17 protein-coding genes and 1 pseudogene are annotated in these 20,662 nt (G+C 68.2%); 7 read left to right on the forward strand and 11 right to left on the reverse strand.

Translation table 11 applies throughout. The annotated features are described in order from the left end of the window. Positions 1–717, reverse strand: coding sequence for a lipoyl(octanoyl) transferase LipB (lipB, locus tag ACGFI6_RS13935; protein ID WP_393118312.1), 717 nt, complete (start codon positions 715–717; stop codon positions 1–3). Positions 718–810: 93 nt separating this feature from the next. On the opposite strand from lipB, the pseudogene ACGFI6_RS13940 reads away from it, so the two are divergent. Further along, positions 811–1,242, forward strand: a pseudogene (locus ACGFI6_RS13940) (protein kinase); the annotation flags it as partial. A 1,581-nt stretch (positions 1,243–2,823) separates the two neighbouring features. Here the strand turns inward: ACGFI6_RS13940 and ACGFI6_RS13945 are convergent. The 3 genes from ACGFI6_RS13945 to ACGFI6_RS13955 form a co-directional block, all read right to left on the reverse strand. Next, on the reverse strand, positions 2,824–3,345 hold the full coding sequence (locus ACGFI6_RS13945; RefSeq protein ID WP_393118314.1) for a hypothetical protein: 522 nt from the start codon (positions 3,343–3,345) through the stop codon (positions 2,824–2,826). Positions 3,346–3,408: 63 nt separating this feature from the next. Then, positions 3,409–3,579: a hypothetical protein gene (locus ACGFI6_RS13950; RefSeq protein WP_393118316.1), complete on the reverse strand. Its 171-nt coding sequence runs from the start codon at positions 3,577–3,579 to the stop codon at positions 3,409–3,411. 17 nt (positions 3,580–3,596) lie between these two features. Continuing rightward, positions 3,597–3,857 (reverse strand): hypothetical protein, encoded by a 261-nt coding sequence (locus ACGFI6_RS13955; protein ID WP_393118318.1) that lies wholly within the window; start codon positions 3,855–3,857, stop codon positions 3,597–3,599. Between ACGFI6_RS13955 and ACGFI6_RS13960 the strand changes: the two genes are divergently transcribed. Beyond that, entirely contained in the window at positions 3,802–4,275 is a 474-nt protein-coding gene (locus ACGFI6_RS13960; protein ID WP_393119764.1) for a hypothetical protein, read from the forward strand. The two genes, ACGFI6_RS13955 and ACGFI6_RS13960, sit on opposite strands and share 56 nt — an antisense overlap. Before the next feature lie 386 nt (positions 4,276–4,661). On the opposite strand, the gene ACGFI6_RS13965 is transcribed toward ACGFI6_RS13960, so the two are convergent. Together ACGFI6_RS13965 and ACGFI6_RS13970 are read right to left on the reverse strand one after the other, a co-directional pair. Then, positions 4,662–6,635 carry a DUF222 domain-containing protein gene (locus ACGFI6_RS13965; protein WP_393118320.1) on the reverse strand — a complete coding sequence of 658 codons (1,974 nt, stop codon included), beginning with the start codon at positions 6,633–6,635 and terminating at the stop codon, positions 4,662–4,664. Positions 6,636–6,777: 142 nt separating this feature from the next. Further along, positions 6,778–7,749 carry a helix-turn-helix transcriptional regulator gene (locus ACGFI6_RS13970; RefSeq protein ID WP_393118322.1) on the reverse strand — a complete coding sequence of 324 codons (972 nt, stop codon included), beginning with the start codon at positions 7,747–7,749 and terminating at the stop codon, positions 6,778–6,780. 113 nt (positions 7,750–7,862) lie between these two features. Between ACGFI6_RS13970 and ACGFI6_RS13975 the strand changes: the two genes are divergently transcribed. Beyond that, positions 7,863–8,591, forward strand: coding sequence for a 4a-hydroxytetrahydrobiopterin dehydratase (locus ACGFI6_RS13975; protein WP_393118324.1), 729 nt, complete (start codon positions 7,863–7,865; stop codon positions 8,589–8,591). A gap of 113 nt (positions 8,592–8,704) precedes the next feature. Here the strand turns inward: ACGFI6_RS13975 and ACGFI6_RS13980 are convergent, their stop codons facing one another. The 4 genes from ACGFI6_RS13980 to lpdA all read right to left on the reverse strand — a co-directional run bounded on the left by ACGFI6_RS13980 (position 8,705) and on the right by lpdA (position 14,181). After that, positions 8,705–9,556 carry a phosphotransferase gene (locus ACGFI6_RS13980; protein WP_393118326.1) on the reverse strand — a complete coding sequence of 284 codons (852 nt, stop codon included), beginning with the start codon at positions 9,554–9,556 and terminating at the stop codon, positions 8,705–8,707. A gap of 168 nt (positions 9,557–9,724) precedes the next feature. Then, a complete protein-coding gene (locus tag ACGFI6_RS13985) occupies positions 9,725–10,612 on the reverse strand; it encodes a TIGR01777 family oxidoreductase (protein WP_393118328.1) in 888 nt (295 codons plus the stop codon). A 106-nt stretch (positions 10,613–10,718) separates the two neighbouring features. Further along, entirely contained in the window at positions 10,719–12,662 is a 1,944-nt protein-coding gene (gene sucB / locus ACGFI6_RS13990; protein ID WP_393118330.1) for a 2-oxoglutarate dehydrogenase, E2 component, dihydrolipoamide succinyltransferase, read from the reverse strand. A 127-nt stretch (positions 12,663–12,789) separates the two neighbouring features. Beyond that, positions 12,790–14,181 carry a dihydrolipoyl dehydrogenase gene (gene lpdA, locus ACGFI6_RS13995; protein ID WP_393118332.1) on the reverse strand — a complete coding sequence of 464 codons (1,392 nt, stop codon included), beginning with the start codon at positions 14,179–14,181 and terminating at the stop codon, positions 12,790–12,792. A 184-nt stretch (positions 14,182–14,365) separates the two neighbouring features. Between lpdA and ACGFI6_RS14000 the strand changes: the two genes are divergently transcribed. Further along, positions 14,366–14,683, forward strand: a complete 318-nt coding sequence (locus ACGFI6_RS14000; protein ID WP_393118334.1) for a hypothetical protein — start codon at positions 14,366–14,368, stop codon at positions 14,681–14,683. Positions 14,684–14,710: 27 nt separating this feature from the next. Here the strand turns inward: ACGFI6_RS14000 and ACGFI6_RS14005 are convergent, their stop codons facing one another. Continuing rightward, positions 14,711–16,207, reverse strand: a complete 1,497-nt coding sequence (locus tag ACGFI6_RS14005) for a leucyl aminopeptidase (protein WP_393118336.1) — start codon at positions 16,205–16,207, stop codon at positions 14,711–14,713. A 98-nt stretch (positions 16,208–16,305) separates the two neighbouring features. Between ACGFI6_RS14005 and gcvT the strand changes: the two genes are divergently transcribed. From gcvT to ACGFI6_RS14020, 3 genes are all read left to right on the forward strand, one after another. After that, positions 16,306–17,406: a glycine cleavage system aminomethyltransferase GcvT gene (gene gcvT, locus ACGFI6_RS14010; protein ID WP_393118341.1), complete on the forward strand. Its 1,101-nt coding sequence runs from the start codon at positions 16,306–16,308 to the stop codon at positions 17,404–17,406. Between the two features lie 376 nt (positions 17,407–17,782). Continuing rightward, the gene (locus ACGFI6_RS14015) at positions 17,783–18,790 is read left to right on the forward strand and encodes an ABC transporter permease (RefSeq protein WP_393118343.1); all 1,008 of its coding nucleotides are present in this window, start codon (positions 17,783–17,785) and stop codon (positions 18,788–18,790) included. Positions 18,791–18,831: 41 nt separating this feature from the next. After that, the gene (locus ACGFI6_RS14020) at positions 18,832–20,589 is read left to right on the forward strand and encodes an ABC transporter substrate-binding protein (RefSeq protein ID WP_393118345.1); all 1,758 of its coding nucleotides are present in this window, start codon (positions 18,832–18,834) and stop codon (positions 20,587–20,589) included. Positions 20,590–20,662: the final 73 nt, after the last annotated feature.

The raw sequence follows: 20,662 nt of genomic DNA on the forward strand, positions 1-20,662 counted from the left end.
TCAGACGGTCAGCCCGTAGGTGATCGCCGTGGGTGGCTCCTCGTGGTGGTCGATGTCCGGGCTGCGCTCGTACTCGTCCCAGGCGAGGAGTTCGCCGAGATGGCGCCGGACCGGCTCGAGTATCTCGGCGATCGTGACCTCGCGCCCGAGCTCCTGGGAGAGCGTGGTCACGTCGGCATCGGAGATTCCGCACGGGACGATCCGATCGAACCAGGTCAGGTCGTTGCTGCAGTTCAGCGCGAAGCCGTGCATCGTCACGCCCTGGGCAACCCGGATGCCGATCGCGGCGATCTTGCGTTCCCGGCCGCGGTCGTCGGCCGCCACCCAGACGCCGCTGCGGCCCTTGACCCGCCCGGTCTTCACGCCGAGCTCGGTGCAGACGCCGATCAGCGCCTCCTCGAGCCGCCGGACGTAGTCCACGACGTACACATGGGAGGCGAGCTTGACGATCGGGTACCCAACGAGCTGCCCGGGGCCGTGCCAAGTGATCTTGCCGCCACGGTCCACGTCGACCACCGGCGTCCCGTCCAGGGGACGCTCATGCGGCTCGGTACGCTTGCCCGCCGTGTACACCGGTGGGTGCTCGAGCAGGATGACCGTGTCGGAACCGGTGCCCTCGGCAACTTCCGCGTGCAGACGCCGTTGCTCGGCCCACGCGGTCTCGTAGTCCACCGCATCGGCGCCGAAGCCGGCCTCCACGTACTTGATAGCCCTCACGCCTTCGAGTGTAGGCGCCGCCCGCACGCGCTCCGGCCCGGGGCTGTGGATAACTTCCGCGGGGGAAGTCGCGATCGGTGCATCCTCTTGGACATGGATCTCGCAGACCTCGCCGGTTACAGCCTGCGCCGGCAGCTCGGTTCCGGATCGGCCGGCACCGTCTGGCAGGTCCGGGACCGCGCGACCGGCCGCAACGCGGTGCTCAAACACATCCCGATCAGCGCTCTTCCCGACCGCCGCCGGCTCCGCGAGGACCTCAGCATGCTGTCCCGCCTCCGCCACCCACACGTGGCCCGGCTGCTCGAGTTCCGGGAGACGGACACCGGTTGGATCCTGGTCAGCCAGCACCTGGCCGCAGGCAGCCTCGCCGCCCTCCTCACCCGCCGTGCCCCGCTGACTCGCGGCGAGCTCGTCACCCTCCTGGCCCCCGTCGCCTCGGCCCTGTCCCACCTTCACGACTCTGGCCTCAACCACGGCTCACTCACCCCCACCAACGTCCTGTTCGACGCCGATGGCCGCCCCATCCTCACCGACTCCGTACTCCACCCCGGCAGCCCCACCGCCGACATCCAAGCCCTGACAACCCTCGCCCACCAAGCAGCCGCCGACCCCGGCCCTTTCACACCCGCCCTGTTCACCACGGCCCGTCTCCAAACCGTCCCTGCCCGCCTCCTGACCCTCTCCCCACCAGCCCCCATAGAACTAGAAATCCCCCCAGAAGGTCTCTATCCACCCACCCCCCTCATCCCCACCCCGACCCCACTCACCGCACCCACCCCCGCCACGCCGCCTACTGCCTCGGCGCCGCCTACCGCCTCTGCCCCACCCGCCTCTGAGTCACCAACCGTCTCTGCGCCGCCTACCGCCTCTGAGTCACCAACCGTCTCTGAGTCACCAACCGCATCCACGCCACCCACCGCGCCTGGGACAACCCCCGAGTTCACGGGCTCAAGCGCACCCAACGGAGCATCGGACGCGCGCACCAGTTCAATCGACGACTCGACTGCACCCGCGACCTCTGGCACCGCACCGGACGCAACTGCCGGATCGAGTGCCCCGCAAAGTCCACAGCCCGGTTCTGACTGGGTGGCATACGCACCTGCTGCGTCCGCCGAGCAGCCAGGCGCGCCGGCAAACTCCAACGAGCGGCCCAACGACCCCGCAGACGACTTCGCGCACCCCACCCATCCGTGGAAGCCGCAACATCCATGGAAACCGCAGGTTCCACCGACACCGCAGGCTCCACCAGCAGCGCTACATCCGTCGCAATCGCAACTGCCCTCGGCACCGCAACTGCCTGTGGCACCGCACCTGCCCTCAGCACCGCACCTGCCTACGGCATCGCAACCTCCGAGCCCAATCGTGGGTTCACCATTGACGGCCCACCCTCCTACCGGACCTGTCCGCCGCACGGGCCCGGCTGCATCTGCAGGCGACGCCACGCACCCGCTCGCCCCGTCCACCCCCGACCCGTCCACCCCCGGCCTTCCTCGTGACCAGCTATCACCCAACCCCGAGCAGAACTCGACCTCACCCAGCCCCGCCGACGCCACCCACGAACGGCCGCCGTCCTCACCCGACGACCCAACTGACGATGACGAGGCACCAGCCATCTCCCGCGGCCCCCTGGCCCCACCTCCGTCAGACGCCCCGACCTCCCGGCCAACCCCAACCGCCGGATCCCAACCCTCCGATCCCGCCCCCGCAACAACCAGCAAGCGCGGCATGAAGCGCCCACGTACCACCCGCCGCACCAAAACCCGCCAAGGCCGCGCGATCCGCACCACCCGCACCGCTCGAACCCCCTACCAAGCCCACCTTCACCCCGCCCCAGAGGCAGACGCTCAGCCCAGCGCTGACCTTTCCTCCGCAGCCGACCTTCTCCCCAAAGCCGATCTTCACCCCAGCCTCAACGCACCCACCTGGACGATCGCGCCACCCCACGACGCCCCGCTGCCCCACACCAACGCCCAACTCTCCGCCAATCCACCCCACAGCAGTCCAAACGGACACGCAGCAGGAACCCCACCGCGCACCGCGCCACCACTTGCACCCCAAGGTGACACGGGCAACCCCGCCCCGCACACTGATGCCGGCACGCACTCCTCAGCTGCGGCGCGTATGGGTGCCGCCGACGTAAAGGGTGGTGCCAACGTAAGCGGTGGCCCTGACGTGAGCGGTGGCCGCGACGTAGGCGGCGGCGACGTACATACCGGTGCCCCCGAGCGTCGTGCTGCCGCTCCAGGCGCTGGGCGCGCGGAACACGCTGTTGCGGATCCACGAATCAGCGCCGACGTACCTGTTGGTGGTGATCCGCGGACTAGCGCCGACGTACATCCTGATGCTGACGACACGGTTGATGTCCACGTGCAGGCTGGCGTCGACGCCGGTCCCAGTTGCGACCTGGGCGCTAGTGCCGACGAGCGTGCCGATGCTGACCCGCGTGTAAGTGGCAACCGACGTGCTGGCGCTGCCCCTTGCACCGGTGGTGACGTACCTGCTGGTGGTGATGGTGACTCGGGGGCAGTTGGCGACGGACGTGTTGGCGCTGTCCCTGGCACTGGCACTGGCGGTGACGCAGATCCTGGTGGTGATGGTGATCCGCGTGCGGGTGGAGATGCGCGTCATGGGCACATTGCGCGTAGCGGTGGGGGACTGCGCGGTGGTGATGGGATGTGGGGCCGGGGCGGGCTACGTCGTCGGCGGCGGCGGCGTGGTCGGGCGGTGGTCGGTGGGCGTACCTTCGGCCGGTTCGCACATCCGGCGTACGGCGTTCTCGCGGCGGCTGCTGCGGGCGCTGTCGTGGTGCTCGCGATCGGGATCGCGGCCGTACGGACGGTCGACACCGCTGCTGACGCACAACCGGCGTCGGCATCAACTCAGTCCACGGCACGGTGGACGTCCGCGCTCCCGACGGAACCCGCGCCCTCAACCGGCGCCGCAGCCAGGCACTCGACACCGCCCGCGCCAACCCAGCCGCTAGACACCAACCCGACGCAGGCGACGCAGCCCACAACTGCACAGTCGAGCCAGCCGACCAGGCTCGCCACATCCGCACAACCGTCGACGCCGGCGAGCCCGCTGATGCCGACACCGGCGCGGCCGTCGTCGACGGTTGAGAACCCGTCGGTCGGGCCCACGAGTTCCTCTGCCGATGTGGCGGCGTGGATCCGGACGCTGGAGGCGCTGGATGCCCAGCGGTCAGGGGCTTTCTGGACTCTCGACCTGGATGTTCTCGATGACATCTACGTACCGGGTAGTTCTCCATGGGTCGCTGACCGCGCGTTGTTGTCGAAGTACCGCAAGCAGAACGTTCGCGTTCGAGGGCTCCGGATTACGATCGACCGCACCGTAATCACCCGCCACACGGCGACAACGGTGACCCTCAGAACAACCGACCGCCTGACGGCCGGCGAGGCTGTCGATCACGCCGGTACGAAGACTCCACTCCCGCCCGGCCGTCCGACAACCCGACTCATCACGCTGACCACCACGCCAACGCAACCTGAGACGCGGGCCACTCCGACATGGCGCATCAGCACCATCACACAGGCCTGACCTCGCGCCAGCAGAACCTCCGAGGGCACTCGGCATCTGTGTAGACGGAGGTTGAGGAAACGCCGCTCCGAGTCTTGGCCCAGGCACATCGCCGACCGCTGGTTTCTACTGCTGGCTTGGGAATTGCTGGTTATGACCGTTGGCTCAGGAGCCCCGCGAGAACCGTTGGGGCGACCACCGCATCTACCTGGTGGAGCAGTTGGTCGAGAACCGCCGGTCTGAAGCCGTTGGGTTGGATCGTGTGCTTGCACTGGAGCTGCTGCGGTTCGGAGGTGTAGGCGCTCAATCGACACCATGACTGAGCGTTGGGTCGACGCCAGTGGCGGTATGTGGTCGGCCATGGGGGGATCCCGTTCGACCAGCAGTCAGGTCGGCGGTCTGTTGCGTCAGTAGGGCGGCGGGTCGTCTGCTGGGCTGCTGGGTGGTTGTTGGGTGGGTTTGGGGGTGATGGGGCCGCGGGCGGGTGGGACGGTGGTGTAGCGGTGGCCGGTGGGGGTGGTGAGGGTGACGGAGCCGTTGGGGTGGCTGGTGGTTTTCCATCCCCAGGCGGGGGTGTCTTTGATGACGTGGTGGTATTCGCAGTAGGGGACGAGGCCGGTGAGGGTTGTTTGTTTGGTTTGGGTGAACGGGGTGGTGTGGTCGCGGTCGCATTCTCTGGAGGTGCGGTTGCAGCCGGGCCAGGCGCAGGTGGGGTGGCGGGCGAGGAGGGTTTCGGTGACGAGTGTGCCGGGGTCGTGGCGGGTGGTGGAGGCTTCGAGGATGGTGCCGTTGGTGGGGTCGGTGAGGAGTCGGCGCCAGGTGCCGTCGGTGGCGATGCGGCGGGCCATGGTGGCGGGGATGGGTCCGTAGCCGGTGAGTTCGCAGGGGTCGTTGTCCATCTCGATCAGTGTGGTGATGGGGATGAGGACTTCGATGTGGGGGCGTCTGCGGTGTTGGTCGGGGAGTCGGCGTTCGAGCCAGTCGAGTCCGTTGTGCAGGATGTGCTGGAACAGGTCGGCGACGACGTCGGCGCGGCGTTGTGGCGCAGTCCGCTTGCCGGCGTCCTTACCGCTGCCGCTGCCGCTGCCGCTGCCGCTGCCGCTGCCGGTGGCAGTGCCGTTGCCGTTGCTGGTGCTGGTGCTGGTGTCTGTGCTGTCTTCGTCGTTGGTGTGTCGCGGTGAGCGTGCGGAGTTGGTGACTGTCGACTCGGCGGTCTCAGCCGACTCCGCAGTCTCCGCAGGCTCAGCAGTCTCAGCGGTCTCAGCAGGCTCAGCGGGTCGGGCGGGTCGGGTGGGTGCGGCGGACTGCGCGGTACCGGTGGGTGTGGCGGTACCGGTGGGTGTGGCGGTCCCGGTGGGTGGGGTGTTGGGGGTTTCGCGTTTGGTGAGGTCGGTGATGGCTTGGATGGCGATCCAGGCTTGCTGGATTTTGTCGGCGGTGTGGACGATCCACAGGCCGGCCATGCCGTTGGGGAGGGGCACGATTTTGCAGGTGCGTTCGGCGGCGGCGGCCTGGTGGTCGTCGGCCTCGGTTTTGGCGGCGTGTTTGGCGACCTGGCGGCGCAGGGAGGCTTGCAGGTTGCGGTGGGTCTGGCCGGGGGCGCGGCGCAGGACGTGGGATTCGACGGCCTGGGCGGCGTCGCGGGGCAGGTCGCGGGTGGCTTCGGAGATGGACAGTGCTTTGGACCAGGTCAGCGCACCACAACGCAAAGCGGTGTGGGTGGCGGTCAGGGTGCTGGTCAGGTGCAGGGCGGTGTCGACGTGCCGGCCGGCGGTGGGCTCGGACAGGTGCAGCGCGGCGCCGATCTCGGCGGTCCAGGACCGTTCGGGGTCGACCGGGCGGCCGGAGGAGTCGAGCCGGGCCGGGCGCGGTATCTCGGCCGCTTGGGTTTTGCGTTGCCGGTAGAACGAGGCCATCGCGGCGGCCTTGATCGCGGCCGCCCAGGCCTCCATCCGCGCCGCGGCCTTCATCGCCTCGATCAACGCGACCGGCGACTCACACTGCGGACGCAGCAACTCCAGCTCCGCAGCCAGTTCCCCGCCCGGCGGCAGGAACACCCACGCCGGCGCCCTGCGGCGCAACATCTCACGCTCGGCCTCGTCCTGCTCAACACCTGCCCACAACTCCCACTCCAACGCATCGACCCGCGACATCGGCGGCAACTCGTCGTACGGGTCGTTGTAAGGGTCCTCCCAGTCCACGAACCACAGGCCGTTCTCCTCATCGCGACCGCCCGGGACGCAGAGATCAGCCGGGGGCACCGATGCACCGACGGCCTCCATCGCGGCCGACTCGGCCGACAGTTCGGCAGTCATCCGAGCGGTAAAGGCAGGCGTGAGCCATGAGGGCTGCTCCTGCGTCGGATCGGCGACTGCTGTCATGCGACGACATTAGAACATTTGTTCGATTACGCAAAATCTGGTTAGCTGGGGCAATCGAGAGTGTGGAGGTGATGGTGGGATGGTCGAAGACGAATCCGCCGGCCTGGAGCCGGGTCGGCAAGGTGCGTTCGCTGGTCGGCCGTCACCATTTCGGGGTATGTGCCGCGATCAGCCTGTGGCCGATTCGCACCAGCTCCGCCCGTACGGACGCCGGTTCGAGTACCTGGACGCCCTCGCCGAGGTAGATCAGCTCACAGGCCGCCTCTCGGACCGAGTTGAAGGTCGCGGTGAACCGGTGTCCCGTGCCGGTGCCGGTGTCGATCGGCCGGAGTTGGGTGTCTTCCGAAAGCGCCAACGTGACTCGGCCAAGATCTGCCGGGCGAACCTGGAACTCTACTTCGACCCGATTGCTCGAGCAGGGCACATGGCGGCGGTTGACGTCCTCCCAGGCCCGGATGAGGTCGAAGTCGTCGGGCCGCTCGACGGATTCGGTGGTGATGCCGGCATTGGTGGTCCAGGAGACGCGAAAGGTTCGCAGGCCCGACGCCGCGCCGGCGACGAGATACCAAACAGAGCTCTTGGAAACCAGCCCGTACGGATGGACGCGGTGCACCGCGGCATCGGCTCCTGGTGGGGCGTAGGTGAGGTCTACTTGGACTCCGGCAATCACGGCGTCGCGCAACGGCAGGAGCGTGGAAGGCGCAGGCTGCGCGGGTCGCCCCCACCGGGTGGGGTCGATGTGTATGGCCTGCCGAGTCCGGTCGGCCTGCTCGCGAGTGTTGGCCGGGAGGGCTGCGAGCAGCTTGCGGACCGCCGAGGTGATCCCCTGTTCCAGCCCGAGGCCGGCCAGCAGTTCCGGCCCGGTCACCAAGAACAGTGCCTGCGCCTCCTGCGCGGTCAACGCCGAGAGGTTGATCGCAGGACCGTCGAGCAATGCCCAGCCACCCCCGCGGCCGCGTTCGGAGTACAGCGGCAGGCCGGAGAGCAGCAACGCTTCCAGATCTCGGCGGATCGTTCGCTCGGAAACGTCGAGGCGCCGCGCCAGCTCGGGTGCGGTCATCCTTCGGTGCGCTTGCAGCAGCAGCGCAATCGCCACCAGGCGCTCGGCGCGCATATCGGCAAATTAGCAGAAAAACAGGACATACGGCTGGCCGGTTTTGTTTCGTACGGTCTCAGAACGTCCGGGCGATCCGGCCCGGATGTGGGGCAGCGAGAGGGAGACCATTCATGACCACACAGGTGCTGACCGGGCAGCAGGTCGCCGTAGCAGGACTCGACGGCTGGACCCTGCTGCTGTCGTTCGGGCAGGGCGGCCTGGAGACCCGGATCCATACCGAGAGCTTCGCCCAAGGGCTCCGGCTGGTGGGGTCGATCGGCCAGGCCGCCGAAGCCCTCGGCCATCACGCAGAGCTTGACCTGCGGCGCTCTCAAGTCGATGTCCGGCTGTCCAGCCGTGATGGCGGCGGCGTGACCGACATCGACGTGATGCTGGCGCGTCAGGTCACCGAGATCGCCGCTGCCGCCGGCGTGGAACTCGAATGCGGCAGCCTCACCCGAATCGAGCTCGGCCTGGACACGGCGGCCTACGACAAGATCGCGCCGTTCTGGGCCGCTGTGCTGGACTCTCACCATGTCATCGGCACCGAAGAGTGGGGTGATGTCGGCGACCCCCGTACGGGGCTGCCGATGATCTGGTTCCAGACCGCAGATGCTCGATCCTCACAGCGAGTCTGGCATCCGCACATCTGGGTCGACCCGAGCCAGGTACGGCCACGCATCGACGCCGCGCTGGCTGCCGGCGGCGCCCTCGTCAGCGACGAGGGCGCACCGTCCGCCTGGGTGCTGTCCGACCCCGACGGCAACCAGCTCTACCTGTGCACGTGGCAGCCCGGCGACAGCATCCTGTGCGATTCGCAATATCGCCCCGGAGGAATCAACTGGAGCGGCCGGAGCTGACCCCAGAGCGGCCGCGATGTCCTGAGACGTAACACGGTGTAGTCCATGTAGCCAGGTAGGACCCGCGGCGTACAGCGGCGGTGACCCGTAATAGCTGTGGGAGGCAGAGCGAATCACGCATCCGTCATGTAGGGCTTGCGCAGCCTCTTGACCAGTTCTCTCGCACCGATTTCCTCACGGATCCATGCGAGCCGACCGACCGTGGGAATCATCTCGCGTTCGGCGTCGGTCAGCGGCCGGACGGACTCGTAGCTGTTCAGGAACGGCCGCCGGTGCTGCTCCCGGATGCGGGTCACGTAGTACGCGATGTCATAGATGCGCCAGCCGTACCCGGCCAGGTCGAAGTCGAGGAACGTGATCCGGTCGTCGTCGGTGAAGTGGAAGTCCAGGCTCTGCACGTCACCGTGCACGACGCCCCAGCCGGTTGGCCCGGGGTCGAACGCCGCGAGCCGGCGCCGGATCGCGGCGGCGTGCTCCTCGATGACAGCGGCCTGAGGGGCATCCGGGCGAAGCTTGGCGAGGTAGCGGTCGAGCAGGTTGGCCTGATCCAGGTGGTACCGGCGGTGCGGGCTCGTGAAGCCGTCTGACGCGACGTGGATGCAGGCGAGCGTCTCGCCCACGAGTCGTACCCGCTTCAGGCTCCCCTCGCCGGGACGGCCTGGCGCCCAACTGAACAGCGTGTAGTAACGGCCGTCCTCGAGCCGACCGAGCGGATCACCGTTCGTGCGGTCGATCGGGACCGGCACGGCAATCCCGTTCCGGTCCAGATGGCGGAGCAGGTCGAGTTCGAAACGGAGCTCGTCCTCGTGCGCGATCCACCACGGGTCGGCGCGGTGAACGCGCAGTGCGTACCTGGTCGAGCCGAACTCGACGGCGTACGTCTCGTTGACGCTGGAGAACAGCGGCCGAACGGCGGTGAGCGTACCGAGGTCGTACTCGGTGACAACGAGCTGGTCAAGCACCATCAGAGGCGCTCCTTCCCGGTAGAAGTGGCGGTACCGGGGAGGGCGCCCAGCGAACCCTGGAGGCGCCCCGCCAGAACACTAGCCGGGAGAGCCTCCAGTCGCCAGCCCGATCGACGACAAGTCACTGCTGAAACCTGCGGAGCCGAAGGGGATGTGTAAGAGGACCGGTTAAGCCAGAGCTGCCGAGAGTGCGGAGGTGACGGTGGGGTGGTGGAAGGCGAATCCGGCGGCCTGGAGCCGAGTCGGCAGCGCGCGCTTGCTGCCGAGCAGTTCCCAGGCGAACTCGCCGAGGGCTGCCTTCATCAACGCAGCCGGCACCGGCACGAACGACGGCCGGTGCAGCGCAGTGGCGAGCGCTTCGGTGAACTCGATGTTCGTTGCGGGCGTCGGCAGCGCAACGTTCACCGGACCGCTGAGGCTGTCGTTGTCCGCGACGTACCGGACGGCGCGGATCCAGTCGGTCAGCGAGACCACAGGGAAGTACTGCGTTCCCGATCCGAGTCGCCCGCCGACGCCGAGCCGAAAGGGGATGGACATCAACTGGAACGCCGGGGCCTTGCCGTCCAGGACGACGCCCGTGCGGAGTGCCGCGACCCTGCTGCCCGCGGCGCGGGCGGGCTCGAGGGCACCTTCCCACAGCCGTACGACGTCGGAGAGGAAGCCTTCGCCGAGTTCGGAGTCTTCGGTGAGGATCCGGTCGCCGAGGTCCATGCCGTATCCGCCGATGCCGCTCTGGGTGATGAATACCGGTCGGCGGTCGAGTTGGGTCGCGGCTGCGGCAAGCGTCGAGGTGGTGCTGATCCGGCTCTCGCGGATCGCGAGGCGGTACGTCGGTGTCCACGGGCGGCCGATGTTCGCGCCGGCCAGGTTCACCAGGACGTCTGGATCGTCGAGTGCGGCGGGGTCCAAGTCACCGCGGGCCGGATCCCAGCGGATCTCGTCCGGCGCCGACGGGGTGCGGCGTACCAGGCGGAGGACCTGGTGGCCGTCGGCAACCAAGTCGCGGGTGAGCGCCTTGCCGAGGAAGCCGGAGGCGCCGGCCAGCACGTATTTCATCGGCTCTGCTCTTTCATCGGCTCTGCTCCTTGTCAGGAAGGGAAATGCAGCGGCGCCGGTGCCCGTCCCCGAGGGAGACAGTCGCCGGCGCCGGTGCCCGAGCGGATCAGACGTCGAACTGGGCCTCTTCGAGGCGCTGCTTGACCGCCGTCAGGTAACGGGCCGCGTCGGCGCCGTCCACCAGGCGGTGGTCATAGGTCAGGGCCAGGTAAACCATCTGGCGGATCGCGATGGTCTCGCCGAGCTCCGGGTGGGTGATGACGACCGGGCGCTTCACGACGGCGCCGGTCCCGAGCATGCCGACCTGCGGCTGGTTCAGGATCGGGGTGTCGAAGAGCGCGCCGCGGCTACCGGTGTTGGTGATGGTGAAGGTGCCGCCCGCCATCTCGTCCGGCAGCACCTTGTTGTTCCGGGTGCGCTCGGCGAGGTCGGCGATCTTCTTCGCCAGGCCGGCGATGTTCAGGTCGCCTGCGTTGTGCACGACCGGGACCATCAGGCCGCGCTCCACGTCCACCGCGATGCCGAGGTGCTCGGCGGCGTGGTACGTGATCTCGCCCTTCTCGTCGTCGATCGACGCGTTCAGCTTCGGGTACTGCTTCAGCGCGTCGACCGCAGCGAGTGCGAAGAACGGGAGGAACGACAGCTTGGTGCCTTCGCGGGCCTCGAACTCGGCCTTCTTCGCATTCCGCAGCTTGGCGATCTCGGTCACGTCGACCTCGACCACCGTGGTCAGCTGGGCGGAGACCTTCAGGCTGTTGACCATGTGGGCCGCGATCGCCTTGCGGATCCGGCTCATCTTCTCGGTCGTGCCACGCAGCGGGCTGATCGTCGGAGCCTTCGCGGCCGCGGCGGCAGGGGCCTGGGCAGCCGGAGCGGCGGGTGCAGCCGCGGCGGCCTTCTTCGCCTCGGCAGCGGAGATCACGTCCTGCTTGCGGATCCGTCCGCCGACGCCGGTGCCCTGTACTGCGTTCAGGTCGACGTCGTGCTCCGCGGCCAGCTTGCGGACCAGCGGGGTGACGTAGTTCGGGCCGTCGGCAGCAGCACCGTTCGGGGAGGGAGCGGCAGCCGGTACGGCGGGCGCAGCAGGTGCCGGAGCTGCAGCAGGTGCCGGAGCTGCAGCAGGTGCCGGAGCGGCAGCGCGCGCCGCGGCGGGAGCCGGAGCGGGTGCGGCAGCCGGAGCGGGTGCGGCAGTTGGGGCAGGGGCCGGAGCCGGTGCAGGAGCGGCGGCCGGGGCAGGTGCAGTGGCCGGAGCGGGTGCAGCGGCCGGAGCGGGTGCAGGCGGGGCTGGTGCGGCGGCTGCCTCGGTGGGGGCGGCCGGAGCGGCAGCTGGTGCGGCGGCAGGGTTGCCGGAGCCGACTACTGCGAGTTCGGCGCCTACCTCGACGGTCTCGTCTTCGGCGACCTTGATCTCCAGGAGCTTGCCGGCGACCGGGCTCGGGATCTCGGTGTCGACCTTGTCGGTGGAGACTTCGAGCAGGGGCTCGTCCACGGCTACGTCGTCGCCGACCTGCTTGAGCCAGCGGGTGACGGTTCCTTCGGTGACGCTCTCGCCGAGGGCCGGCAGGGTCACCGAAGTACCGGAAGCAGCACCACCAGAAGGAGCAGCCTCAGCAGCGGCGGGCGCCGCAGCAGGAGCCTCAGCAGCCGGAGCAGGAGCCGCAGCCTGAGCAGCAGCAGGTGCCGGAGCGGCAGCCGGGGCAGCAGCAGGAGCAGCCGGAGCCTCAGCAGCGGGAGCGGCCTCAGCCGGAGCGGCCTCAGCCGGGTCGGCTTCAGCTGCAGGCTCGGCGGCGGCCGGGGTGGAGGTGGCTTCGCCGGCGTCGCCGATGACGGCGAGTTCGGCGCCGACCTCGACGGTCTCGTCTTCGGCAGCCTTGATCTCCAGCAGGGTGCCGGCGACAGGGCTCGGGATCTCGGTGTCCACCTTGTCGGTCGACACTTCCAGCAGGGGCTCGTCGACGGCAACGGTGTCACCGACCTGCTTGAGCCAGCGGGTGACGGTTCCTTCGGTGACGCTCTCCCCGAGGGCCGGCAGGGATACAGAGGTCGGCATGACGGTCGTTGCTCCTTCGTCTGATCGGTCGAGTGTCAGCCTACGGTGCCGCCGGAGCGGGCAGGATCCGGGTCACGAGGCCCTGCACGCCCAGCAGCTCCAAACCTACTCAAAGGTTCCAGCAGGCTCAGTCATGGAAGTGCAAAGGTTTCCCGGCGAGTGCGAGATGGGCCTCGCCGAGGGCCTCGTTCTGGGTCGGGTGGGCGTGGACGAGTGGCGCCACATCGGCGGGGTACGCCTCCCAGTTGTAGATCAGCTGCGCCTCGCCGATCAGCTCGCCGACGCGGGAGCCGACCATGTGCAGCCCCACGACCGCGCCGTCGCGCGCCCGGACCAGCTTCACGAAGCCGGTCGTCTTCAGGATCTGCGACTTGCCGTTCGCGCCGAGCGGGTAGTTCAGGACGTCGACCTCGCCGTACTTCGCCCGCGCCTGCTCCTCGGTCAGTCCGACCGATGCGACCTCGGGCTCGGAGTACGTGACCCGCGGGATCCCGGACTCGTCGATCGGGGTCGGCGACAGGCCCGCGAGGTGCTCCGCGACAAAGATGCCCTGCTGGAACCCGCGGTGGGCGAGCTGCAGCCCCGGCACGATGTCGCCGACCGCGTACACGCCGGGCACGCTGGTCTGCAGCGTCGCGTCGACGGTGACGAAACCACGGTCGAGCGTGACGCCGACCTCTTCGTACCCGAGGCCGGCCGTGTTCGGGCCGCGGCCGACGGCGACCAGCAGCACCTCGGCCTCGATCACCTCACCGCCCGCGAGGCTTACCCGTACGCCAGAATCAGTGACCTGCACCGACTCGAACGGAGTGCCGGTCTTGAAGGTGATCTTGCGCTTCCGGAAGGCACGCTCCAGGGCCTTCGAGCTGTCGGCGTCCTCGGCAGGTACCAACCGCGGCAGCGCCTCGACGATCGTCACGCGGGTGCCGAACGAGGTCCACGCGGACGCGAACTCGACCCCGATCACCCCGCCGCCGAGCACCACTGCCGACTCCGGAACCCGGTCCAGCGTCAGGGCGTGCTCGCTCGCGATCACCCGGTTCCCGTCCAGCTCGAGACCGGGCAGCGACCGGGAGTAGGAGCCGGAGGCAAGGATGACGTTGCGGCCCGTGTACGTCGTGTCACCGACCTGGACCGTCGTCGGGGAGGTCAGTCGCCCCTCGCCCTCGATCACGGTGATGCCGCGGGACTTCAACTGTCCCTGCAGACCCTTGAACAGCCGGTCGACGACACTGTCCTTGTACTTGTTCACGCCGCCCATGTCGACGCCCTCGAGCGTCGTCCGGACGCCGAACTGCTCACCCTCGCGCGCGGAGTCCGCGACCTCGGCGGCGTGCAGCAGCGCCTTGGTCGGGATGCAGCCACGGTGCAGACAGGTCCCGCCGACCTTGTCCTTCTCCACCAGCGCCACGGACAGGCCGAGCGTCGCGGCGCGCAGTCCGGCGGCGTAGCCCCCGCTGCCGCCGCCGAGAATCACCAGGTCGTACGTCGTGCCGCTGCTCGTCGGGGTGTCAGTCACAGGTTCCTCCGTGGGTCTGGTCGAGGCGGGGGTCCCCGGATCGCGGGGCCGGCCCGGCGTCATCTTTTCACCGATTCCGTCCGGATCCACGTCCGGGCCGGTCCCGGCGTGCCCGCCGCGAGCAGGCGCAACCGTTATCCAGGATTCCGGGCCCGACTTGCACAGATAGTGGACACTTACACCCATGAAGTGGTTCGGTCGCCGGCGGAAGGCCGGAACGATGCGCCGGGCGGACTCCCCGGACCAGGCGCACCTGCGTGAGTTCGCCCAGACCCGGCAAGGCGTGGAGGGGTTCGTCGAGCCGCGCACCGCGGTCACCGAGTACACACTGCTGCTCGTCGCGATCGACGGTGAGTGGACCCGCCGCCGGGTCCCGTCGGTCAAATGGGCCCACGACTTCGCGAACCGCCTCGGCATCCCGTCGTACGACGCCGCCGTGGTCGGTTACCCGCCCCGCATGCGCGAGTACAACGCCCGCATGAAGAGGAACGGCCAGGCCTGACCAGAGCGGTCAGACCCGGCCGCAATGTCAGCCGGCCGAAGCGGCGAGTTCTACGAGTGTGCGCACGGCATAACCGGTGCCGCCGGTCGGGGTGTATCCCGACGCGCCGCCGTCGTTGAACGCAGGACCGGCGACGTCCAGGTGGACCCAGTCGATGCCATCGGCAACGAAGTCGCCGAGGAACGCGGCCGCGGCGAGCGCGCCGCCCCACGGCTCGCCGGTGATGTTCGCCAGGTCCGCGACCTTGGAGTGCGACTTCAGCTTGTCGAGCATCTCGCCCGGGATCGGCAGCGGCCAGAGCGACTCACCGGCCGCGAGGCCCGCGTCCACGACCCGGTCCCGGGCGCTGTCGGCGTTCCCGAAGGCGCCGGCCACCTTGGTGCCCAGGGCAACGACACAGGCGCCGGTCAGCGTCGCCACGTCGACGATCAGGTCGGGCTCGTCCTGCGACGCCCGGACCAGCGCGTCGCCGAGCACCAGCCGGCCCTCGGCGTCGGTGTTCAGCACCTCGACGGTCTTGCCGCCGTACATGGTCAGGACGTCGGACGGCCGCGCGGCCGAACCGGACGGCATGTTCTCGGCCATCGCCGCGTACGCCGTCACCCGGACCGGCAGCTCGAGCCGCGCGATCGCCAGCGTCGCGCCGATCACCGCGGCCGCACCGGCCATGTCGGACTTCATGCTCACCATGCCGTTCGACGTCTTCAGCGAGAGACCGCCGGAGTCGAAGGTGATGCCTTTGCCGACGAACGCGAGGTGCGTGACGGCCTTGCGCGGGGTGTAGGTCAGGCGAACCAGCCGCGGCGGGTTCACCGAGCCCTGGCCGACGCCGAGGATGCCGCCGTAGCCACCCTTCGCGAGCGCCTTCTCATCGAGGACCTCGACCTTGACGCCGTACTCCTTGCCGAGCTTGACGGCGTCGGCGGCGAACTCGGCCGGGTGCAGGTCCGACGGCGGCGTGTTGACCCAGTCACGCACCTGGGAGACGACATCAGCGGTCACCTGGGCGCGCTCGAGCGCGGCCTTGGCGTCCTTGTTCCGGGCCAGGTCGGTGAGCACGATCAGGTTGCCCGGTACGTCGTCGGCACCGTCACCCGACTTGTACGCCGTGAACGCGTAGCGCCCCAGCAGCGCGCCCTCGGCGATCGCCCGCACGCACTCGGCGTCCGGCGCCGGCAGCGCGAACGCGACCGACTGCGAGGTCTTCGCGGCGCGCACGCCGGTGCCGGCCGCGGCCCGCAGGTCCTCGGTCTTCAGCGAATCGTCCGGCGCCGAACCCAGACCGACCGCGATCAGCGTCGCGGACCTGCCCGGCTTCGCGCCGGGCACCTTGGTCACCTCTCCTACCTTGCCGGTGGCGCCGAGGCCGGACAGCACCTCCACCAACTTCCCGCCGTACGCGGCGTTCAGCGACTCGGTGCCGGCCGGCAGAGTGACGGCGCCGCCGAGTTTGACCACGCCGATGACCACGGCGTCGGTCTTGACGCCGGCGGCATCGGACTTGCTCAGGGTGATGGTGGTCACGAAATCCTCAGTCCTCCTTGACCGGCGACTCAGACGGCCGGTCGTGACGGTACGTGCAAGCTGCTCCCGCATGCTACGCGTCGGGTAGTTTGCGCTCCATGACCGAGTCGACCGATTTGAAGAAGTCCCCGTTGCACGAGCGGCACGTCGCGCTCGGCGCGAAGTTCGCCGAGTTCGGCGGCTGGGAGATGCCCTTGGAGTACAGCGGCGTGGTGGCCGAGCACACTGCGGTCCGGACGTCGGTCGGCGTCTTCGACGTCAGCCACCTCGGCAAGGCGACCGTGAAGGGTCCGGGCGCCGCCGCGTACGTGAACAGTTGCCTGACCAACGATCTCGGCAAGATCGCACCCGGCCAGGCGCAGTACACACTGTGCTGCAACGCGCGCGGGGGAGTGGTCGACGACCTGATCGCGTACCTGCACGCCGACGACGACGTGTTCCTGATCCCGAACGCGGCGAACACCGCCGAGGTGGTCCGGTTGCTCCAGGCCGACGCCCCCGAGGGTGTCGAGGTGACGAACGTGCACGACGACTACGCGATCCTCGCGGTCCAGGGCGCGCACAGCGACGACGTGGTCTCCGCGATCGGCCTGCCGATCGGTCACGACTACATGGCCTTCGCGACCGCCGATGTCAGCGGTACGCCGGTTGTGGTCTGCCGTACGGGCTACACCGGCGAGCGCGGCTACGAGCTCGTCGTACCGAACGCAGGCGCGGTGGCGGTCTTCGACGCGCTCCTGAAGGCCGGCGAGCAGTACGGCATCGTCCCGGCCGGACTGGGCGCCCGGGACACGCTGCGGACCGAGATGGGCTACCCGCTGCACGGTCAGGACATCTCGCCGGACATCACGCCCGTCCAGGCCCGGTCCGGCTGGGCCGTGGGCTGGAAGAAGGAGCACTTCTGGGGCGACGCCGCGCTGCGCGCCGAGAAGGAGCAAGGGCCGGCCCGGATCCTGCGCGGTCTGCGCGCCGCCGGGCGCGGTATTCCGCGGCCGCACATGGCCGTTCTGGATCAATCGGGGACGGCACTCGGTGAAGTCACCTCGGGAACGTTCTCACCGACGCTGAAGAAAGGCGTCGCGTTGGCACTGCTCGACGCGGCGGTGAAAGAGGGCGATCAGGTGAGTGTCGACATCCGCGGCCGGCAGGAAATCTTCGACGTCGTGAAACCGCCGTTCGTGACGGTTCATGTGCGTTAACCGACCGGTGCCACTGACTGCGACCGAACGCGTCAGTTCGTCACACTGTGTAAGAACCTGGCACAAAATGGCCACTGTCGGTGCTGTGCCGACGCGTTTTGCGAAGGATTGACTGCACTGGGTGACGAAACGGGGCAAATGTTCCGTTCGAGTACCCGTTCCGGTAACGATTCGTGCACTGGTGCCGGGCACCGCTGGTTTGGTGTCACAGTGTCAGGCAAGCTAGCGCGCGGTTGTGGGGGATTCGGTTGTCAAGGGGATTTGACGAGAGCCCGCCACACAGCAAAGCCACACAGCAAAGGCCCGGCACGCTATCCACCGATAAGTGCCGGATCAACCGAGGCGAAATCCAGCCGACTGAACCGACGGAGTGCGAATGAGTATTGGGTCGCCCGACTCGACCGTAGGGGTCGAAGAACACCCGGCCTCGGCGGAGCCGGCCCGCACGGCCGCCACTCCGCACGGCAAGTCCCCGGGCCGGATCGCCTTCGACCGGCTCCGCAAGGACCGGGTCGCGGTGATCTGCGCGTCGGTCGTGCTGTTCTTCATCCTGATCGCGGTGCTGGCGCCGCTGCTGACCCGGCTCGAGGGTCAGGACGTGCACACGTTCAACACCGACCTGATCGACGAGTACGGCTACCCGACGATCGGGATCACCGGCCAGCACTGGTTCGGCGTCGAGCCGAAGACCGGCCGGGACAACTTCGCGCGCTGGGTGTTCGGCGCGCAGCCGTCGCTGATCATCGCGTTCGTCGCGACCGTCATCGGTACCGCGGTGGGTGTCGTGATGGGCCTGCTGGCCGGCTTCCTCGGCGGCTGGGTCGACCGGGTGATCTCCTGGCTGATCGACTTCGTACTGAGCCTGCCGTACCTGCTGTTCGCGATCGCGCTGGTGCCGATCGTCGAGTCGATGCGCGGCGGCTCGTTCAACCTCACTCCCGAGGATCAGGCGAACATCCGGTTCTACGTACTGATCTTCGTGCTGGCGTTCTTCGGCTGGGCCGGCCTGGCCCGGATCATCCGCGGCGAGGTGCTGTCGTTGCGCGAACGTGAGTTCGTACTCGCCGCCAAGGCAATCGGTGTGCCGACCCGGCAGGTCCTGTTCAAGGAGCTGCTGCCGAACCTGGTCGCCCCGATCGTCATCTCGGCCTCGTTGTCGCTGCCTGCGTACGTCACGGCAGAGGCTGGTTTGTCGTTCCTCGGTGTCGGACTGGTCGAACCGAAGCCCTCCTGGGGCCAGACGATCTCCGTCGCCACCAACTGGTTCAAGGCCGACCCGCTGTATCTGTGGCTGCCTGTTGTCGGGATCACCGGTCTGGTGCTCTCGCTGGCGCTGCTCGGAGACGCGGTCCGGGACGCCTTCGACCCCAAGACTCGCCGGTAGTTCGGCGATTGCCCCAGCGGCAGAAAAGGAGAAACCCGACCATGCAGTGGAAACGGATAACCGCGGTTGCGGCGACGGTCATGCTGGCCGCCGTGGCCTGTGGCAGCCCGTCCTCGAACAGCGGCAACAAGGGCGACACGAACAATGTGGGCGGCGCCCAAATCAAGGCTACGGACCCCACTGCAAAAGGTCCGGCCCCTGACGTAGACGGCGCGAAGAAGGGCGGCACGATCACCGTGCTGTCCGACACCACTCCGGACACCTTCGACCCGACGAACATCTACTACGTCGACGGTAACCAGATCGGCAAGCTGTTCTACCGCGGTCTGACCCAGTACCGCCTGGACGGCCCGGACCACAAGCCGGTACTGGTTCCGGACCTCGCCGAGGACCTTGGTACGCGTTCGGACGACGGCCTGACTTGGACGTTCAAGCTCAAGCAGGGCATCAAGTACATGGACGGCACCCCGGTCAAGGCCGAGGACTACGCGTACGCGATCAAGCGGTCGTTCGCGCACGAGCTGTACGACGCCGGACCCACGTACCAGCTGCAGTTCTTCAAGGACGGCGACACCTACAAGGGCCCGTACGTCGCCGGCGGCGACAAGTACGACGGCGTCGAGACGCCGGACGACCACACCCTGGTCATCCACCTGGCGAAGAAGTTCGACGACCTGCCGTACTACGCGGCCTTCCCGATGTTCACGCCGATCCCGAAGGCGAAGGACACCCAGAAGAACTACGAGCAGCACCCGATGACGACCGGCCCGTACCAGGTCGCGTCGTACACCCCGGGTACCGAGCTCAAGCTCACCAAGAACCCGAGCTGGGACCCGAACACCGACCCGGTGCGGCACCAGTACGTCGACGGCTGGGACTTCAAGTTCAGCCAGGACCTGATCAAGGCCCAGCGCCAGGTGCTGGCCAGCTCCGGTCCGGACGCGAACGCGGTGAACTACGAGAACCTGGACGTCTCGCTGCTTCCTGAGGTCAAGGACCAGTCGCAGCTCGTCAAGGGTCAGTCCCCGTGCAACATCATGTACACGATGGACACCCGGAAGATTCCGTTGGACGTCCGCAAGCTGATCGCCAAGGCGCACCCGTACGACTCGTGGCGCAAGGTTGCCGGTCTGAACCCGACCGACGACCCGCCGTCGTCCACGATCCTGCCGCCGGCCGTCCCGGGCTACGAGAAGTACGAGCTGCCGGGCCTGAACGGAACCGGTAAGGGCGCCGACGACCCGGCGGTCGCCAAGGAGGTCAAGGACGAGCTGGCCAAGATCGGCAAGTCGAACTTCGAGCTCAGCTGGTACTACTCGATCGACGACAAGATCTCGACGCAGACCACCCAGCTGCGCAAGCAGGCGTTCGAGAAGGCCGGCTTCAAGGTCCGCGCGATCGGTGTCCCGAAGGCCCAGATCCGTACCTACACGGGCAAGCAGGACGCTCCGGTCAACATCGGCAAGACCCCGACCGGTTGGTGCTCCGACTGGCCGAGCGGCACCAGCTGGTTCCCGGTGCTGTTCAAGTCCGACGCGATCCCGCTGGGCAACAGCGTCGGTCAGCTGGAGGACAAGGCCCTGGACGCCGAGATCGACGCCATCACGGCGAAGAGCCCGGACGACCAGCTGAAGGAGTGGTCGAAGATCGACAAGGAGATCCTGGAGAAGTACCTCCCGGTTCTGCCGCTCTACTACAGCTCCAGCAACATGCCGGCAGGCACGAACATCGGGCACGCGATCAACGACCCGACACAGGGCATCTTCGAGTTCACGTCGATGTTCCTGAAGCAGTCCTGATCTGATCCACTGAACGGTGGCGTGGTGCCCGGACCACAAGTCCGGGCGCCACGCCGATCGGTGAGGAGACAAA

The sequence above is a fragment of the Kribbella sp. NPDC048928 genome (assembly GCF_043197975.1).
In the GTDB taxonomy this organism is placed as follows: Bacteria; Actinomycetota; Actinomycetes; order Propionibacteriales; family Kribbellaceae; genus Kribbella.

Excerpts from the sequence above, each read along its gene's own strand:
- ACGFI6_RS14020 (WP_393118345.1), top strand. The coding sequence starts at position 18,832 with ATGCAGTGGAAACGGATAACCGCGGTTGCGGCGACGGTCATGCTGGCC.
- ACGFI6_RS13960 (WP_393119764.1), top strand. The coding sequence starts at position 3,802 with ATGCCGACACCGGCGCGGCCGTCGTCGACGGTTGAGAACCCGTCGGTC.
- ACGFI6_RS13970 (WP_393118322.1), bottom strand. The coding sequence starts at position 7,749 with ATGCGCGCCGAGCGCCTGGTGGCGATTGCGCTGCTGCTGCAAGCGCAC.
- ACGFI6_RS14000 (WP_393118334.1), top strand. The coding sequence starts at position 14,366 with ATGAAGTGGTTCGGTCGCCGGCGGAAGGCCGGAACGATGCGCCGGGCG.
- ACGFI6_RS13980 (WP_393118326.1), bottom strand. The coding sequence starts at position 9,556 with ATGGTGCTTGACCAGCTCGTTGTCACCGAGTACGACCTCGGTACGCTC.
- ACGFI6_RS13975 (WP_393118324.1), top strand. The coding sequence starts at position 7,863 with ATGACCACACAGGTGCTGACCGGGCAGCAGGTCGCCGTAGCAGGACTC.
- sucB (WP_393118330.1), bottom strand. The coding sequence starts at position 12,662 with ATGCCGACCTCTGTATCCCTGCCGGCCCTCGGGGAGAGCGTCACCGAA.
- ACGFI6_RS13965 (WP_393118320.1), bottom strand. The coding sequence starts at position 6,635 with ATGACAGCAGTCGCCGATCCGACGCAGGAGCAGCCCTCATGGCTCACG.
- ACGFI6_RS13985 (WP_393118328.1), bottom strand. The coding sequence starts at position 10,612 with ATGAAATACGTGCTGGCCGGCGCCTCCGGCTTCCTCGGCAAGGCGCTC.
- ACGFI6_RS14015 (WP_393118343.1), top strand. The coding sequence starts at position 17,783 with ATGAGTATTGGGTCGCCCGACTCGACCGTAGGGGTCGAAGAACACCCG.
- gcvT (WP_393118341.1), top strand. The coding sequence starts at position 16,306 with ATGACCGAGTCGACCGATTTGAAGAAGTCCCCGTTGCACGAGCGGCAC.
- ACGFI6_RS13945 (WP_393118314.1), bottom strand. The coding sequence starts at position 3,345 with ATGACGCGCATCTCCACCCGCACGCGGATCACCATCACCACCAGGATC.